The sequence below is a fragment of the Acidovorax sp. GW823-FHT05D11 genome, assembly GCF_058795695.1.
The window spans coordinates 5,070,843-5,086,080 of sequence record NZ_CM179502.1 but is presented as its reverse complement, the minus strand read 5'-3'; the positions used below and the strand labels follow the sequence as shown (position 1 = coordinate 5,086,080).

The following is a 15,238-nucleotide window of genomic DNA, read 5'->3' as shown; positions in this document are numbered from 1 at the left end:
GGGCTGCGATGGCGCGGCGGATTCCATCGATTGACCCCCATTCCAACGAAGGAGCTTCCCATGGCCAAGGCCCCCAAGACCACCGCAGCCCCCAGCATCAACATCGGCATCAGCGACAAGGACCGCGCCGCGATCGCGCAAGGCCTCTCGCGCCTGCTGGCCGACACCTACACGCTGTACCTGACCACGCACAACTTCCACTGGAACGTGACGGGCCCCATGTTCAACACGCTGCACACCATGTTCATGGCGCAGTACACCGAACTGTGGAACGCGGTGGACCCGATCGCCGAGCGCATCCGCTCGCTGGGCCATGTGGCGCCCGGCTCGTACGCCGAGTTCGGCAAGCTCGCCACGGTGCCCGACGCGCCCACCAAGCCGCCCAAGGCGCTCGATATGGTGCGTGTGCTGGTCGAAGGCCACGAGGCCGTGGCCCGCACCGCCCGCAGCCTGTTCCCGCTGGCGGACAAGGCCAGCGACGAGCCCACGGCCGACCTGCTGACGCAGCGCCTGACGGTGCACGAGCAGACGGCGTGGATGTTGCGCTCGCTGCTGGAGGAGTAGCCGCACCGCAGCCCTGGACGCGGGGCGGCGCCCGCGTGCGCCCCCAGGGGACGGAAGTGCGCGTTGTCCTACAGGGGGCCGCCTGGCTTGTGTGGATGATCCGGGCTTGGGCATGCCGCCTGCTGCCGTGGGGCGACGTCAGGGGCATGGAGGACAAGAAAATCTGTGATGTATGCGAATCCTCTACGTGGAAGACAACGCCGAACTGCGCGAGACCATTGGCATGCTGATGGAGGGCGAAGGCCAGACGGTGACTTCGTGCGCCACGGCCGAAGAGGCCCTGGAGCTTGATGCCCTGCAGTCCTACGACCTGCTGGTCTCGGACGTGAGCCTGCCCGGCATTTCGGGGACGGATCTCGCGCGCCGGCTGCTGGCCCAGGACCCGCAACGCTGGGTGGTCCTGTGCTCGGGCTATGAACTGGGCCACTATCCCGGCGCCTGGGGCCCCAATGTCCGGACCTTGCTCAAGCCCTTCGACCTGGAGGACCTGGAGCAGCTGCTGAGTTCCATCCGCGAGGCCGTGGCGCGCCCCGTCGCCTGACGCGCCACCGCCGTGCCGGCTCAGGCCGGCGATGCCTTGCGATCGCCGGGTGCAGGCGAGACCCGGGGCAGGGTCACGCGAAAAGAGGTGCTTGCGTCCTGTGAGCACACCTCGATGTTCCCCGAGTGCGCGCGAACGATCTGGTGCGCGATGAACAGTCCCAGCCCCAGCCCCTGGTGGCGTCCCGGCTCTCTTTCCCGTCCGTGGAACGGGTCGAAAAGATGGGGCAGCAGGCCTGGCGGTATCACGCCCCCGTTGGCCACCGAGACCGACACGCTCCCCGCCTGGGTTCCGTCCACCGCGATGCGCACGGGTTGTGCGGGATCGCCGTGGTGGATGGCATTGCCCACCAGGTTGGTCATCACCTGGCACATGCGCTCGGCGTCCCAGACCCCGGCCAGGTCCCCCGCCAGCGTGGACTCGATGCGGTGGGCCGGGAACCCGGTCTGCACCTCGTCCAGCGCGCGCTGCACCACGGCCTGCATGCCGACGGGGCCCAGCTGCAGGGCCAGCCCGCCCGCGTGGCGTATGCGGGTGACGTCCAGCAGGTCTTCGATCATCCGGCCCATGCGCTGGCTGCTGCTGAGCACCCGGTCGGCCATCGCGCCCACCTTCTCGGCATCGGGCTGGCGCTTGAGCACCGTGGCGGCCGCCGTGATCGACATCAGGGGCGTGCGCAGGTCGTGGCTCAGCACCGCCATGAACATCTCGTTGATGCGCAGCGCCGCCGTGCGCTCCTTCAGTTCGTGGGCCAGGGCCTGCTTGCGCCGGTGCAGCTCGAAGAACACGTTGGCCTTGCTGGTGAGCACGTGCGGTTCGATGGGCTTGTACAGAAAGTCCACCGCACCGCTTTCGTAGCCCCGGAACTGCCAGTTCTGCTCGCGGGAACCGGCGGTCATGAAGATCAGCGGAATATGGCGCGTGCGCTCGCTGCCGCGGATCAGTTCGGCCAGCTCGAAGCCATTCATCTCCGGCATCTGCACATCGAGCAGGGCCAGCGCCACGTCCCCGTGGGCGAGCAGCAGCTCCAGTGCCTGAGGGCCGGACTGGGCCTTCAGGATGTCGAGGCCGTCGCGCTGCAGCAGTGCTTCCAGCGCGATCAGGTTTTCAGGAATGTCATCGACGAGCAGGCATTTGATGCGGTCGGTGTGTGGCATGGTCTTCGCGTGCGGGGAGAGGATGTGGGCGTCGGGGTGGGTAAGGGCGCGGTGCATCACAGCAGGCGCTGGCGGTGCAGGTCTGCGAGCAGATCGGCAATGCCTTTGGGGGGCAGGACGTGGTGGGCCTCGGTGCAGGCCAGCGCGGCCTGCGGCATGGTGGGCATGGCCGCGCTGGCGGGTTCCTGGACGATGGCCAGCCCGCCCGCGGCGCGGATGGACCGCAGGCCGTGGGCCCCGTCCTCGTTGGCGCCCGAGAGCAGGATGCCCACCAGGCGGCCGCCATACTGGTCGGCCGCGGATTCGAAGAGCACGTCGATCGAGGGGCGCGAGAAATGCACGGGCGCGTCCACGGACAGCGCGATGCCCGGCCCCGCATCCACCAGCAGGTGGTAGTCCGGCGGCGCGAAGTACACCGTGCCCGGGGCGATGGACTGCTTGTCCTGCGCTTCGTGCAGGGGGAGCGCGCAGCGTTGCCGGAAGATCTCCGCCAGCAGGCTGCGCCGGTCGCGGGGCAGGTGCAGCACGATCAGCACCGCGGCGCGCAGGCTGGCGGGCAGCGCGGGCAGCACCTGCATGAGCGCATCGATGCCGCCGGAGGACCCGCCCACCACGATGGCGTCGTAGCCCTCCAGGGGCTCGGCTGGCGGGTGTCGTGGCCGCGTCACAGGCCCGCCTTCTTGCGGTAGATGCGGTCCTCGGGCACGAGGTCGTCAAAGGCATCCGCCTGGCCGGAGAACCGCAGCGACTCCTTGGAGCCCAGGCCCAGGAAGCCCCGGTGGCACAGCGCATCGCGGAACAGCCCCAGCGCCCGGTCCTGCAGTTCGCGCTCGAAGTAGATGAGCACGTTGCGGCAGGAGACCAGGTGCATCTCGGCGAACACGCTGTCGGTGGCCAGGCTGTGGTCCGAGAACACCATGTGCTCCTTGAGCGACTTGTCGAACACCGCCCGCCCGTAGTGGGCCGAGTAGTAGTCCGACAGGGAGCTGCGCGCGCCCGAGCGGGCATGGTTCTCGGTGAAGGACGCGACACGGGCCACGTCGAACACGCCGGCCTCGGCGGCATGCAGCGCATGGGGGTTGATGTCGGTGGCGTAGATCAGCGTGCGCTCGAGCAGGCCTTCCTCGTGCAGCAGGATGGCCAGCGAATACACCTCTTCGCCCGCGCTGCAGCCCGCCACCCAGACCTTGAGCGACGGGTAGGTGCGCAGCAGGGGCACCACCTCGTTGCGCAGCGACAGGAAGTAGCTTGGGTCGCGGAACATGTCGCTGACCTGCACCGTGAGGTACTCGAGCAGTGCCGGGAACACCGCGGGCTCGTGCAGCACGCGGTCCTGCAGCTGCGACAGCGTCTGGCACTGGAACTGCAGCAGGGCCGTGTTCAATCGCCGCTTGAGGGACGCCTGCGCATAGCCCCTGAAATCGTAGTGGTAGCGGTGGTAGATCGCATCGATCAGCAGGCGCTGCTCGATGTCCGCCGTGCGTGCCTTCTTGCGGTGGGGCATGGTGCGCTGCCGGGTTACTTGGGCATCCAGACCCGCACCAGCGACAGCAGCTTTTCCACGTCGAGCGGCTTGGCGATGTAGTCGTTGGCCCCGGCCGCCAGGCATTTTTCCTGGTCGTCCTTCATGGCCTTGGCGGTGAGCGCGATGATGGGCAGGCGCCGCCATTCCGGGCGGGCGCGAATCTCGCGCATGGCGGTGTAGCCGTCCATCTCCGGCATCATGATGTCCATGAGCACGAGGTCGATGGCATGGGCGCTTGCGCCGCTGTCGGCGCGGGCCAGGGCGTCCAGCGCTTCGCGGCCGTTGCGGGCGATCTCCACGCGGATGCCCGAGGGCTCGAGGATGCTGGAGAGCGCGAACACGTTGCGCACGTCGTCCTCCACCACGAGCACGGTGCGCCCTTCCAGGGCCGTGTCCCGGTTGCGGGCCACCTGCAGCATCTGGCGGTGTTCGGCGGACAGCTCGGACTCCACCTGGTGCAGGAACAGCGTGACTTCGTCCAGCAGCCGCTCGGGCGAGCGGGCGTCCTTGATGATGATGGACTTGGAGAAGCGCCGCAGCAGCTGTTCCTCGTCGCGCGACAGCGCCCTGCCGGTGTACACGATGACGGGCGGGAACGACACGCCGTCCTGCTCGGTCATCTGCTGCAGCAGCTCGTAGCCGTTCAGGTCGGGCAGGTTCAGGTCCATCACCATGCAGTCGAAGGTCGCGCCGCGCAGGTGTTCGAGGGCGGCGGCGGCGGTGCCGGCGCAGACGATCTCCACGCCATCGCGGCTGAGCAGGTGGCGCACGCTTTCCCGCTGGCGCTCGTCGTCTTCGACCACCAGCACGCGGTGCATGTTCTGGGTGAACTTGGCCTCCAGGCGCTCCAGCGCATGCACCAGTTCCTCGCGCTTGACCGGCTTGAGCGCGTAGCCCACGGCGCCCCGGCCCATGGCTTCCTGCGAATAGTCGGCCACCGACACCACGTGCACGGGAATGTGGCGCGTGGCCGGGTTGCGCTTGAGCTGGTCGAGCACGCCCAGTCCCGAGAAGTCCGGCAGGTTCACGTCCAGCACGATGGCGCTGGGCAGGCTCTGCGTGGCGGCCAGCATGCCGTCGGCGGCGTTCAGGGCCACGGCGCACTCGAAGCCCATTTCCTGGGCCAGGTCGCGCAGGATGTGCGCAAAGCGTTCGTCGTCCTCGATGATGAGAATGCTGCGCGCACCGGCGCGCGGCAGTGGCGCCGGGCCCGCGTGGGTGCCCGGAGGGGGCGGGGCGTCCTGCGGCGCCGCGGCAGGCAGCCGCGCGGGCGCATCGGCGGGCGGGGCGGACTCCGCGCGCACGCTCGCGGGCAGGAGGGGCGCCACCGGCATGGCCGCTTCCAGCTGCAGGGGCAGGACCAGTGTGAACACGCTGCCCTGGCCGGGCGTGCTTTCCACGGTGATGTGCCCGCCCAGCAGCTGCGCCAGGTCGCGTGAGATCGACAGGCCCAGGCCCGTGCCGCCGTACTTGCGGTGGGTGCTGCCATCGGCCTGGCGGAAGGCTTCGAAGATCAGTTCCTGCTGGTGCGCGGGAATGCCGATGCCGGTGTCTTTGACCACGAACGACAGCGTGTCGCCGGGGTTGCGGGACACGTGCAGCGCCACCGAGCCCTGCTCGGTGAACTTGATCGCATTCGACAGCAGGTTCTTGAGCACCTGTCCCAGGCGCAGGGGGTCGGTGTCCATGGTCGCGGGCACGTCCGGGGCCACGGTGGCGTTGAGCGCCAGGCCCCTTTCCTGGGCCAGCGGGCGCAGCGGGTCCACCAGTGCCTGCACGGCCCGTGCGATGGAAACCGGCTCCACGGCCACGGTGGCCTGGCCCGCCTCGATCTTGGACAGATCCAGGATGTCATTGATGAGCGCCAGCAGGTCGTTGCCGGCCGCGTAGATGGTCTGCGCGTACTTCACCTGGTCGCTGCTGAGGTTGCCGGGCTTGTTGTCCGACAGCAGCTTGGCCAGGATCAGCGTGGAGTTGAGGGGCGTGCGCAGCTCATGGCTCATGTTGGCCAGGAATTCGCTCTTGTACTGGCTCGACAGTTCCAGCTCGCGGGCCTTGTCGGTCAGCGCGCTCTGGGCGCGCAGGAGCTGTTCGCGCTGGTGCTCGAGCTGCTGGGTCTGCTCTTCCAGGTGCGCATTGGTCTGCTCCAGCTCGGTCTGCTGCACTTCCATCTGCGCCTGCGATTCCTGCAGCACGCGGCTTTGCTGCTCCAGCTCCTCGTTGTTGACCCGCAGCTCTTCCTGCTGCATCTGCAGCTCCTCGGACTGGCGCTGGGTTTCTTCCAGCAGGGATTCAAGGCGCGTGCGGTCGATGCCCGAGCGGATGGCCACGGCCAGCATCTCCGAGGCGCGCTCCATCAGGTCGCGCTCGGCCTCGCCCACCGGCCGGTAGAAGCCCAGCTCGATCACGGCGAAGACTTCGCCGTTTTCCACTGCGGGCGCCACCAGCAGCTCGGCCGGGCCGGACTGCCCGGTGCCCGAGGCGACCTGCAGGTGGCCCGGCGGCACATCGCGCACATGCAGCAGCTGGCGCGAGCGCACGGCCTGCCCGACGAGGCCCTCGCCCGCGAGGAGCTTCTGCTCCAGGCGTTCGCGCGGCAGGGCATAGCCGCCAAACAGCGCGAAGCTGCCGTGGCCATTGGCCGCATAGCCCGCGCCGACGGAGGCCTTGAGGTAGGTGGCCAGGTATTCCAGGGCCAGCTCGCCGATGTCCTCGAGCCGGTGGTCGCCCTGGATGCGCTGGCCCAGGCCGGTGAGGCCCGCCGCCACCCAGGACTGCAGGGCCTTGGCGCGGTATTCGCGCGCGGTCAGCGCGGCGGAGACGCAGATCAGCACCAGCAGCACCAGCGAGCCGCCCCACGAGTAGTAGGCGGAGGCCGTGGCGGCATCCACCCACTGCTGGCGGCGGGCTTCCAGCTGCTGGCTTTGCAGCGTGAACAGGTCGGCGGCCAGGTCGCGCACGCGGTCCATGAGGTTCTTGCCGGCATCGGTGCGCACGAGCGCCATCGCGCCGTCGGCATTGCCGGCCTTGCGCAGCTCGATGGTTTCGTTCAGCTCGCGCAGCTTTTGCTGGGCCAGGTCATCGATCTGCACCACCAGCCGCCGCTGCACGGGGTTGTCCGCCGTGCTGGCCTTCAGGGCGGACATCTGCCGCTCCACCGCGGTGAGCGCGAGCTGGTAGGGCTGCAGGTAGGGGGCTTCGCCCGTCAGCAGGTAGCCCCGCTGGCCCGTCTCCGCGTCCTTGAGGGCCGAACTCAGCAGATTGAGCTGGCGCATCGCCAGGGTGGTCCGGTCCATCGCATCGACCGCGTCGGCGCGCAGTTCGGAGGCGCGGAAATTGACCAGAGCGATGACCAGCGTGGCCAGGGCCGCCACCACGAAACCCGCCAGCAGCGTGCGGGGGATGGCAAAGCGCGTGGCGGCCTGGGGGCTCGATGATCGGGGCATGCGGGCTGGTCCGTAGTGGAAGGGAACGGGAGACTTTACCGGTTCTTCGGGCTGCCCGTACCCTCCCTGCTACATTCGGTGCGCCCGCGTGTCCGGCGGGTTTCCACCGTCCTTTTCCGCTCAGCCCGCATGCCGTCCGTATCTTTGCGCAGCCGCTTCGCCCTGTACCTTGACCTCATCCGCTGGGACCGCCCCGCCGGCTGGCTGGTATGCCTGTGGCCCACGCTCAGCGCGCTGTGGATCGCAGCGGAAGGGTTTCCGGGCTGGCACCTGCTGGCGGTGTTCGTGCTGGGCACCATCCTCATGCGCAGCGCGGGCTGCTGCGTGAACGACGTGGCCGACCGCGACTTCGACAGGCATGTCAAGCGCACGGCGCAGCGCCCGGTCACCACGGGCGCCGTGGGCGTGAAGGAAGCCCTGGCCCTGGGCGCGGTGCTGGCGCTGCTGGCGTTCGGCCTGGTGCTCACCACCAACGCCGCGGCCATCGCCTGGTCGGTGCCCGCGCTGCTGGTGGCCATCGCCTACCCGTTCTCCAAGCGCGTGATCTCCATGCCGCAGGCGGTGCTGGGCATCGCGTTCAATTTCGGCATCGTGATCGCGTTCGCCGCGGTGCAGGGCGCGGTGCCTGCCGTGGCCTGGTGGATGTGGCTGGGCAACCTGTTCTGGGTGCTGGCCTACGACACCGAATACGCCATGGTGGACCGCGACGACGACCTGCGGATCGGCATCAAGACCTCGGCCATCACGCTGGGCCGCCTGGACGTGGCGGCCATCGTGGCGTTCTATCTGCTCTTCCTGTCCATTTGGGCTGTAGCGCTTTATCGGCATGCGCTAGGTGCTATGTTTTGCATAGCAATCGCCGGGGCGCTCGCGCAGGTGCTGTGGCATTGGCGCCTGATCCGCCACCGCACCCGCGAGGGGTGCTTCAAGGCCTTCCGGGTCAACCACTGGCTCGGCGCCACGGTGTTCGCGGGGATCGCCGGCAGCTATCTGCTGCGCCAGCTGGCGGCCCATTGACCCGTTTGCAGACGGTGTCTCCGCTTGTCACGGGGCTGCGCGGTACCCGCTGGCCGCGGACGGCATGGCCCCGGCCAGGGCAGCGCCTCGGGGCTTAGCCGCCGAATTCATCGCCCAGTTCAAGCGCCCGCTGCTCGGCGGCGCGCATGGCGGCCTCGAAGCTCGCGCCCATGCCCGCGGCCTCCATGGACTGCAGCGCCGCGTAGGTGGTGCCGCCTTTGGAGGTGACGCGCTGGCGCAGCACGGCGGGCGGCTCGTCGGAGCGGCGCGCCAGCTCCGATGCGCCCACGAACGTGCCCACGGCCAGCTGGTGCGCCTGCTGCTGCGACAGCCCCATGCCGACGCCCGCGCGGGTCATGGCTTCCAGGAAGTAAAAGACATACGCCGGGCCCGAACCCGACAGCGCCGTGACCGCGTCGAGCTGCTTTTCGCTTTCCACCCACAGGAATTCCCCGGTGGACGCCATGATGGACTCGACCTGCACGCGGGCGGCCGCGTCCACGGCGGGGCGGGCATACAGCGCGCTCATGCCCTTGCCCACCAGCGCCGGCGTGTTGGGCATGGTGCGCACGATGCGTTCGGTGCCCAGCCATTGGGCGATGCTGTCCGAGCGGATGCCGGCGGCCACGCTCAGGTGCAGCGCGTCCTGCGTGTGGGCCCGGGCCTGGGCGGCCGCGTCCTTGAAGGTCTGGGGCTTGACGGCCCAGACCACGATGCGGGCGCGCTGCAGGGCGGGGCCGGCTTCGGGCTGGGCCTCGATCCCGTAGTTCTTGCGCAGCGCCTCGCGCGCTTCGGGCCAGGGCTCGACCACTTCGATGTCGCGGGCGGGGTGGCCCTGGTGGATCAGCCCGCCAATGATGGCGCTGGCCATGTTGCCACCGCCGATGAAGGCGATGACGGGCAGGGAGGTGGGAGCGGCGGTGGTGTTCATGTCGGGCAGGCGGAGGGAATCAAAAGCTGGCAGTTTAGGGAATCTCGGCGGCCAGCCATTGGAGCGCGACGCCGTGGGTGGCCGCGGTGCCGGGCGGGAGCGTGTCAGCGCGGCGGCGAAGGACCAGCGCGCAGGGCCCTTCGCCGCGCGAGGCCAGCCGCTCGCGCAGCGCCTGGGCGGCGGGCGGTTCTGCCGCGCCGGGGGCGCTGGCCGCGCGCTCGGGGCTCTGCAGCCACAGCAGCGTGCTGCCCAGCGGGAGCCGCGCGGTGCGGATTCCGCCTGCGCTGGCCAGGGTGGCGGCCTGCGCCTGCGCGCCCAGCAGGGCCTGGTAGCGCGCCAGGGTGGCATCCAGGTCGTGCACGGCCACCGTCAGCGCCGCAGCGCCCTCTGCGCCGTTGGGGTGGACCCGGGCGGCGCCTTCGGGCACGCGCAGGGCCCGGGGGGTGATGTCGCCGCACAGGAAGGGAACGTCCGGCGTGGCGTGGCGCGCGGTCTGCCAGCGAAGCTGCGCGCCGTCGGGCCGCAGCCGGCCGCCGTCGACCGGGCCGGTCAGGGTGCCGAGCCCGCGCGCGCGTGCGTCCGCCAGCGCCTGCACGGTGTCCGGCGCACGCAGCGCGAAGTCCACCAGGCCCTCGCCATGGTCGCGCAGCGTGCGGTACCAGCGCTCTTCGGGGGCCGGGGCCCGCCATGCGATGAGTTCCAGGTAGGCGCCGTCCGCAAACACCACCAGGGCGTTGTGCGAGGTGCGCCCCGGGTGCTGCCCGCCGGGAAGCACCTGCAGGCCCAGGGCGCGATAGTCGGCGATGGCGGCTTGCAGGTCGGCCACGGCGATGACGATGTGGTCCAGGGCGAAGGGCATGGCGTGGGGCTCCATGGTCATTCGTCCAGCTTCAGCCGGGTTTCGCGCACGAATTTGCCCCAGCGCTCGTATTCCTCGCGCACGTGGCGCTCCAGGCCCGGCCCGTCGCTGGCGACGACTTCAAAGCCCGCCTGCGTGAGCCTGGCCTTGATGTCGGGCGTCTGCAGGGTGGCCTGGAAGTCCTCGGTCAGCTGGTGCACCGTGGCGGCCGGTGTCGCGGCGGGCACGAACAGCCCGATCCAGGAATAGGCCTCGAAGCCGGGGAATCCCGATTCGGCCACGGTGGGCACGTCGGGCAGTTCGGGCAGGCGCCGGGCGCCCGTCACGGCCAGCGGCTTGATCTTGCCCGCGGCGATCTGGCCGCGCAGCGCCGCATAGCTGAGCAAGGTCAGGCTGGCCACGTCGCCCAGCACCGCCTGGACGGCGGGGCCGCCGCCGCCAAAGGGCACATGCAGCACGAAGGTGCCGGAGCGGCGCTTGATGTCCTCCATTACCAGGTGGTTCATCGAGCCGAGGCCGGTGGATGCGTAGCTGTATTTGCCGGGCGCCTTGGCGGCCAGGTCGAGAAAGCCGCGCAGGTCCTTGGCCGGCACGGAGGCGGCGGCGCCGATCACCAGCGGAAACCGCAGCGCCAGCGAGACGCCCGCGAAATCCTTGAAGGTGTCGTAGGGCAGCCGGGGCTTGGCGATGGGGTTGATGGCGTGGGTGTCGAAGCTCACCAGCACGGTGTTGCCGTCCGGGGCCGACTTGGCCACGTACTGCGTGGCGATCTGGCTGGCCGCGCCGGGCCGGTTCTCCACGACCACCGGGCGGCCCGCCTTCTCGGCCAGGCGGGGCTGCAGGATGCGCGCCGCGATGTCGGTGCTGCCCCCCGGTGGAAAGGTGATCACCAGCTTGAGGTTGGCATCGTTGCTGGCCAGCGCGGGGCCGCCCAGCCCCAGGGCGGATGCAAGGGCGGCCGACAGGATCTGGCGGCGGGACGCGGTGCGGGTCATGGAAACTCCTCTTCAAGTGAATCAGCGGCGGGCGCCAAGGCTGGCGCCCGCGGACATGCCGGGGGGCGGGCCTCAGCCCATCCACTGGCTCACGGGCACGGCCGTGTCCTGTAGTTCCTGCGAGACCACGTCGACCAGCGCCGGGCCGTCGTGCAGGAGGGCCGCCCTGATGGCGCCCTCGAGGTCGGCGGGGTCCTCCACCTGCCAGGCCTTCACGCCGAAGGCCTCGGCCACGCGCGCATGGTGGGTGCGGTTGAAGTCCACGGAGAAGTAGCGCCCGTCGTAGCCGGTTTTCTGGCTGGCCTTGATCCAGCCATAGACCGCATTGGAGAACACGATCATCTTCAGGGGCACGTTGCGGCGCACGATGGTCTCCAGCTCCCCGCAGGTGAAGCCGAAGCTGCCGTCGCCCATGACGGAAACCACCACCGAGTCCGGCTGCCCGAACGCCGCGCCCACGCCGGCCGACATGGCGAAACCGAGCGCGCCGTGCGCCCGGTTGGTGATGAAGTGGCGCCCTGATTGCGGTGCGTTGAAGTAGGCGGTGAAGTAGGGGCAGGGCGTGCCGGGGTCGGCCACCACGATGGCGCGGGGCGGCAGCAGCCGGTTGAGCACGTCCACCACGCGCTCGGGCTTGATGGGGCGGTCCAGCGATGCCGCCAGCGGTGCGAAGAAGGCCTGCTTGCGGGCGCGTGCCTCGCCGGCCAGCGCCCCGCCATCGGCCGCGTGGGCGGGGCGGCGCCCGATGCGCGCCTGCACCGCGGCGTGCAGCGCCTGCAGGCCGAGCAGCGCATCCCCGACCAGCGCCACGTCGGTGCGGTAGTTGGTGCCGATGGTCATCGCATCCACGTCAAGGTGCAGGATGGTGACCTTGCGGGACGGCATCTGCCAGTGCTCGGTGGTGGTGGAGCCCGCGCGCGCGCCGATGAACAGGACGAGGTCGGCCTGCGCCACCACGGCGCGGGTGGCATCGATCCCGCCATTGGTGCCGACCACGCCCGCGTTCAGCGGGTGCGTGTCGGCCAGGCTGCCCTGGCCGCTCACGCTGGTGCAGACCGGCGCGTTGAGCAGCGTGGCCAGGGCGTCGAGCGCCGCGCTGGCGCCAGCGATCACCACGCCGCCGCCGCAGATGAGCACGGGCGACGTAGCCGCCACGAGGCGGTCGGCGGCCTCGTCCACCGCCGCGGGGTCGGGTGCCGAGCGGTGGGCGGGAAACTCGCCATGCCCTGGCTGCGCCCAAACCTCCGAGGGGTCGATGGCATGTTTTTGCACGTCGTAGGGCAGGCAGATGTGGGCCGCGCCGGGGCGGCCCGTGGTCATGGCACGGAAAGCACTGCGCACGGCATGCGGAATCTGGTCCACCCGGTCGATGGTGGTGTTCCATTTGGTCAGGGGGCGGTAGAGCGCCTGCTGGTCGAGTTCGGTCAGCGGGAATTTGCCGCGCGCGCCCACCGACACATCCGAGGTGATGCCCAGCACCGCCACGGAGGACTCGTTGGCCTCCACCAGCCCGGGCAGCAGGTAGGTGGCGCCCCCGCCGCTGGGGCCCTCGCACACACCCACCTTGCCGGTCACGCGGGCGTAGGCGTCGGCCATGTAGCCGGCGCTGCGCTCGTCGCGGGTAAGGATGTGGTCGATGCCGTGGTCCAGGCGCGCCAGGGCGTCATAGAACGGCAGGCTGGTGTCGCCGCACAGGCCGAAGATGTGCTTCACGCCGTTGTGCTGCAGCATGCGCACCATCGCATCGGCGCCATTGAAAGGGGTCGTCATGTCGGAGGGCCTTCGTCGGGTTGGGTGATTCGCGAGAATTCATTTAAGTATACCTAAATGAATTCTGAAAGAGCGCGTGCACAATACACCCTCATGACAGCTCCCATAGCCAAAATTCGCCGCGAGAGAGGTTCCAGCGTCTACAACACGCTGCGGCACATGGCGATTGCCTACCAGTTCAAGCCCGGAGAGCGCCTGAGCGAAATCGAGCTGGCCGAGCGCCTGGGCGTGAGCCGCACGCCCGTGCGCGAGGCCCTGGGGCGGCTGGTGACGGAAGGGTTCCTGCAGCCGGCCACGCGGGGCTACATGCGCCGCCCGCTCGACGTGCAGGAAACGCTGGACCTGTATGAAGCGCGCGTGGCGATCGAGCGCGAATGCATGCGGCTGGCGATCGAGCGGGCAACGGACGCCGAGGTGGAAGAGGCCTGTTCCTACCTGGAGGAGAGCCGGCGCGTTCCCGCCGCGGCTGCGGTGCAGCGGCTGGTGGAGCTGGACGAGGGCTTTCACATGCGCATCGCGGACATGGCGGGCAATTCCGAATTGCGGCGAATGCTGCTGAGCCTCAATGAACGCATCCGGTTCATCCGCTGGATTGACATGGAAAACGTCGGGCGCGATTCCACCCAGCATGAGCACCAGGACATCCTGCAAGCCCTGCGCGCGCGGGACCCGGCCCTGAGCGAGCGTCTGCTGTCCGCGCACATCGCATTGCGGCGCGACCAGATCGTGGACGCGATCACGCGGGGGCTGGCGCGCATCTACCTGCCGCAGGAGCAGGCGCAGCCGCCCGGGGCCATGCCGCCCGCGGCCTGAAGGCGGTGAGCCTGCCTATGCGGCCGTGGTCTGCCGCACGGCGTGTTCCCAGTTCGCCATCAGCTCCTGCGCGCGCGCGCTGCCCAGCGTGGGCACGAAGCGGCGGTCGGCGCGCCACAGCTGCGAGAGTTCGTCCGTGCTGCGGTACACGCCGCTCGACAGCCCCGCCAGGTAGGCCGCACCGAGGGCCGTGGTTTCGATGACGGCCGGGCGCACCACGGGGATGCCCAGCAGGTCGGCCTGGAACTGCATCAGCAGGTCGTTGATGCAGGCGCCGCCGTCCACGCGCAGCTCGCTGACCGGTGCGCCGCCGGCGGCCACGGCATCGCGGCTCATGGCCAGGAGCAGGGCGGCGCTCTGGTAGGCGATGCTTTCCAGCGCTGCGCGGGCGATGTGGCCCAGCGTGGTGCCGCGCGTGAGGCCCGTGATGGTGCCGCGCGAATCGGGCTTCCAATACGGGGCGCCCAGGCCCGTGAAGGCGGGCACCATCATCACGCCGCCCGAGTCGGGCACGCTCTGCGCCAGCGACTCGACCTCGTTGCTAGTGGAGATGGCGCGCAGGCCGTCGCGCAGCCACTGCACCACGGCGCCGCCCACGAAGACACTGCCCTCCATGGCGTATTCGGGCGCCGTGCCTGCCTGCGCCGCGCTGGTGGTGAGCAGGCCGTTCTGGCTGGTCTGGAACACGCCGCCCGTGTGCATCAGCATGAAGCAGCCGGTGCCGTAGGTGTTCTTGGCCATGCCGGCCGTGAAGCAGGCCTGGCCGAACAGCGCGCTTTGCTGGTCGCCCGCCACGCCGCCGATGCGGATGGAGTGGCCCAGCAGGTCGGGGGCGATGTCGCCAAAGTGGGCGCTCGACGGCAGCACTGCGGGCATCAGCGCCCTGGGAATGCGCAGCAGCGCCAGCAGCTCGTCGTCCCACTGGTTGGTGTGCACATTGAAGAGCATGGTGCGCGAGGCGTTGCTCACGTCCGTCACATGCACCTGGCCATGGGTGAGTTTCCACATCAGCCAGCTGTCCACCGTGCCAAAGGCCAGGTCGCCGCGCTCGGCGGCTTCGCGCGCACCGGGGACATGGTCCAGCAGCCACTGCAGCTTGGTGCCCGAGAAGTAGGCGTCCACCAGCAGCCCGGTCTTGGCCTGGATGGTGGCTGCGTGGCCTTGTTCGCGCAGCTGTGCGCAGGCGGGTTCGGCACGCCGGTCCTGCCAAACGATGGCGTGGTGCACGGGCTGGCCGGTCCTGCGGTTCCACAGCACCGTGGTCTCGCGCTGGTTGGTGATGCCCACCGCGCGCACGGCGCTCGCCGCTATGCCCGCCTTGGCAAGCGCATCGCGTGCCGTGGCCAGCTGGGTGCGCCAGATCTCCAGCGGGTCATGCTCGACCCAGCCGGGCTGTGGGTAGATCTGCGGCAGCTCCAGCTGCGCCTGCGCCACGATGTGGCCGCCTTCGTCAAAAACGATGCTGCGGGAGCTGGAGGTGCCTTGGTCGAGGGCGAGCAGGTAGGTCATGGTGACGAGGGGCTCCGAAATGTATGAATCCACGTAGTGTCCACGGCGGTCGATCAGCGCGCGGCCCAGGCCAGCGGACGCCGAGCAAGGGCCGCCCCGCAGCGAGGGCGT

Annotated in this window: 13 protein-coding genes; 4 read left to right on the top strand and 9 right to left on the bottom strand. The window is 69.7% G+C overall.

Translation table 11 applies throughout. The annotated features are described in order from the left end of the window. Window positions 1–60: 60 nt before the first annotated feature. Both AC3RCE_RS23440 and AC3RCE_RS23435 read left to right on the top strand, forming a co-directional pair. Window positions 61–564: a Dps family protein gene (locus AC3RCE_RS23440; RefSeq protein WP_492254068.1), complete on the top strand. Its 504-nt coding sequence runs from the start codon at window positions 61–63 to the stop codon at window positions 562–564. A gap of 172 nt (window positions 565–736) precedes the next feature. Next, on the top strand, window positions 737–1,105 hold the full coding sequence (locus AC3RCE_RS23435; protein ID WP_218296811.1) for a response regulator: 369 nt from the start codon (window positions 737–739) through the stop codon (window positions 1,103–1,105). Between the two features lie 20 nt (window positions 1,106–1,125). Here the strand turns inward: AC3RCE_RS23435 and AC3RCE_RS23430 are convergent, their stop codons facing one another. Genes AC3RCE_RS23430 through AC3RCE_RS23415 form a run of 4 tightly spaced genes read right to left on the bottom strand, consistent with a single transcriptional unit; the run spans window position 1,126 to window position 7,233 of the window. Then, window positions 1,126–2,262 carry a hybrid sensor histidine kinase/response regulator gene (locus AC3RCE_RS23430; protein ID WP_492255430.1) on the bottom strand — a complete coding sequence of 379 codons (1,137 nt, stop codon included), beginning with the start codon at window positions 2,260–2,262 and terminating at the stop codon, window positions 1,126–1,128. Window positions 2,263–2,318: 56 nt separating this feature from the next. Beyond that, window positions 2,319–2,930 carry a chemotaxis protein CheB gene (locus AC3RCE_RS23425; protein ID WP_370627856.1) on the bottom strand — a complete coding sequence of 204 codons (612 nt, stop codon included), beginning with the start codon at window positions 2,928–2,930 and terminating at the stop codon, window positions 2,319–2,321. Continuing rightward, entirely contained in the window at window positions 2,927–3,766 is an 840-nt protein-coding gene (locus tag AC3RCE_RS23420; RefSeq protein WP_218296812.1) for a CheR family methyltransferase, read from the bottom strand. The genes AC3RCE_RS23425 and AC3RCE_RS23420 overlap by 4 nt, the downstream gene beginning before the upstream one ends. 14 nt (window positions 3,767–3,780) lie before the next feature. Further along, on the bottom strand, window positions 3,781–7,233 hold the full coding sequence (locus tag AC3RCE_RS23415; RefSeq protein WP_492254067.1) for a response regulator: 3,453 nt from the start codon (window positions 7,231–7,233) through the stop codon (window positions 3,781–3,783). Window positions 7,234–7,362: 129 nt separating this feature from the next. Between AC3RCE_RS23415 and ubiA the strand changes: the two genes are divergently transcribed. Further along, complete coding sequence (gene ubiA, locus AC3RCE_RS23410; protein ID WP_492254066.1) at window positions 7,363–8,250, top strand: 4-hydroxybenzoate octaprenyltransferase; 888 nt, start codon at window positions 7,363–7,365, stop codon at window positions 8,248–8,250. Window positions 8,251–8,344: 94 nt separating this feature from the next. Here ubiA and proC read toward each other — a convergent pair whose 3' ends face one another. The 4 genes from proC to AC3RCE_RS23390 all read right to left on the bottom strand — a co-directional run bounded on the left by proC (window position 8,345) and on the right by AC3RCE_RS23390 (window position 12,805). Further along, a complete protein-coding gene (gene proC, locus AC3RCE_RS23405; protein ID WP_218296815.1) occupies window positions 8,345–9,181 on the bottom strand; it encodes a pyrroline-5-carboxylate reductase in 837 nt (278 codons plus the stop codon). Between the two features lie 34 nt (window positions 9,182–9,215). Further along, window positions 9,216–10,040: a VOC family protein gene (locus AC3RCE_RS23400; RefSeq protein WP_492254065.1), complete on the bottom strand. Its 825-nt coding sequence runs from the start codon at window positions 10,038–10,040 to the stop codon at window positions 9,216–9,218. 17 nt (window positions 10,041–10,057) lie between these two features. Further along, window positions 10,058–11,035: a Bug family tripartite tricarboxylate transporter substrate binding protein gene (locus AC3RCE_RS23395; RefSeq protein ID WP_218296817.1), complete on the bottom strand. Its 978-nt coding sequence runs from the start codon at window positions 11,033–11,035 to the stop codon at window positions 10,058–10,060. A 72-nt stretch (window positions 11,036–11,107) separates the two neighbouring features. After that, window positions 11,108–12,805: a thiamine pyrophosphate-binding protein gene (locus tag AC3RCE_RS23390; protein ID WP_492254064.1), complete on the bottom strand. Its 1,698-nt coding sequence runs from the start codon at window positions 12,803–12,805 to the stop codon at window positions 11,108–11,110. A 93-nt stretch (window positions 12,806–12,898) separates the two neighbouring features. On the opposite strand from AC3RCE_RS23390, the gene AC3RCE_RS23385 reads away from it, so the two are divergent. Continuing rightward, window positions 12,899–13,618, top strand: coding sequence for a GntR family transcriptional regulator (locus AC3RCE_RS23385; RefSeq protein WP_492254063.1), 720 nt, complete (start codon window positions 12,899–12,901; stop codon window positions 13,616–13,618). A gap of 15 nt (window positions 13,619–13,633) precedes the next feature. Here the strand turns inward: AC3RCE_RS23385 and glpK are convergent, their stop codons facing one another. Then, the gene (gene glpK / locus AC3RCE_RS23380) at window positions 13,634–15,127 is read right to left on the bottom strand and encodes a glycerol kinase GlpK (RefSeq protein ID WP_492254062.1); all 1,494 of its coding nucleotides are present in this window, start codon (window positions 15,125–15,127) and stop codon (window positions 13,634–13,636) included. Window positions 15,128–15,238 lie beyond the last annotated feature (111 nt).

What these genes read in the sequence shown, in the direction of transcription:
- AC3RCE_RS23440 (WP_492254068.1), top strand. Translation starts at nt 61, where the DNA reads ATGGCCAAGGCCCCCAAGACCACCGCAGCCCCCAGCATCAACATCGGC.
- AC3RCE_RS23435 (WP_218296811.1), top strand. Translation starts at nt 737, where the DNA reads ATGCGAATCCTCTACGTGGAAGACAACGCCGAACTGCGCGAGACCATT.
- AC3RCE_RS23430 (WP_492255430.1), bottom strand. Translation starts at nt 2,262, where the DNA reads ATGCCACACACCGACCGCATCAAATGCCTGCTCGTCGATGACATTCCT.
- AC3RCE_RS23420 (WP_218296812.1), bottom strand. Translation starts at nt 3,766, where the DNA reads ATGCCCCACCGCAAGAAGGCACGCACGGCGGACATCGAGCAGCGCCTG.
- AC3RCE_RS23415 (WP_492254067.1), bottom strand. Translation starts at nt 7,233, where the DNA reads ATGCCCCGATCATCGAGCCCCCAGGCCGCCACGCGCTTTGCCATCCCC.
- ubiA (WP_492254066.1), top strand. Translation starts at nt 7,363, where the DNA reads ATGCCGTCCGTATCTTTGCGCAGCCGCTTCGCCCTGTACCTTGACCTC.
- proC (WP_218296815.1), bottom strand. Translation starts at nt 9,181, where the DNA reads ATGAACACCACCGCCGCTCCCACCTCCCTGCCCGTCATCGCCTTCATC.
- AC3RCE_RS23400 (WP_492254065.1), bottom strand. Translation starts at nt 10,040, where the DNA reads ATGCCCTTCGCCCTGGACCACATCGTCATCGCCGTGGCCGACCTGCAA.
- AC3RCE_RS23395 (WP_218296817.1), bottom strand. Translation starts at nt 11,035, where the DNA reads ATGACCCGCACCGCGTCCCGCCGCCAGATCCTGTCGGCCGCCCTTGCA.
- AC3RCE_RS23390 (WP_492254064.1), bottom strand. Translation starts at nt 12,805, where the DNA reads ATGACGACCCCTTTCAATGGCGCCGATGCGATGGTGCGCATGCTGCAG.
- AC3RCE_RS23385 (WP_492254063.1), top strand. Translation starts at nt 12,899, where the DNA reads ATGACAGCTCCCATAGCCAAAATTCGCCGCGAGAGAGGTTCCAGCGTC.
- glpK (WP_492254062.1), bottom strand. Translation starts at nt 15,127, where the DNA reads ATGACCTACCTGCTCGCCCTCGACCAAGGCACCTCCAGCTCCCGCAGC.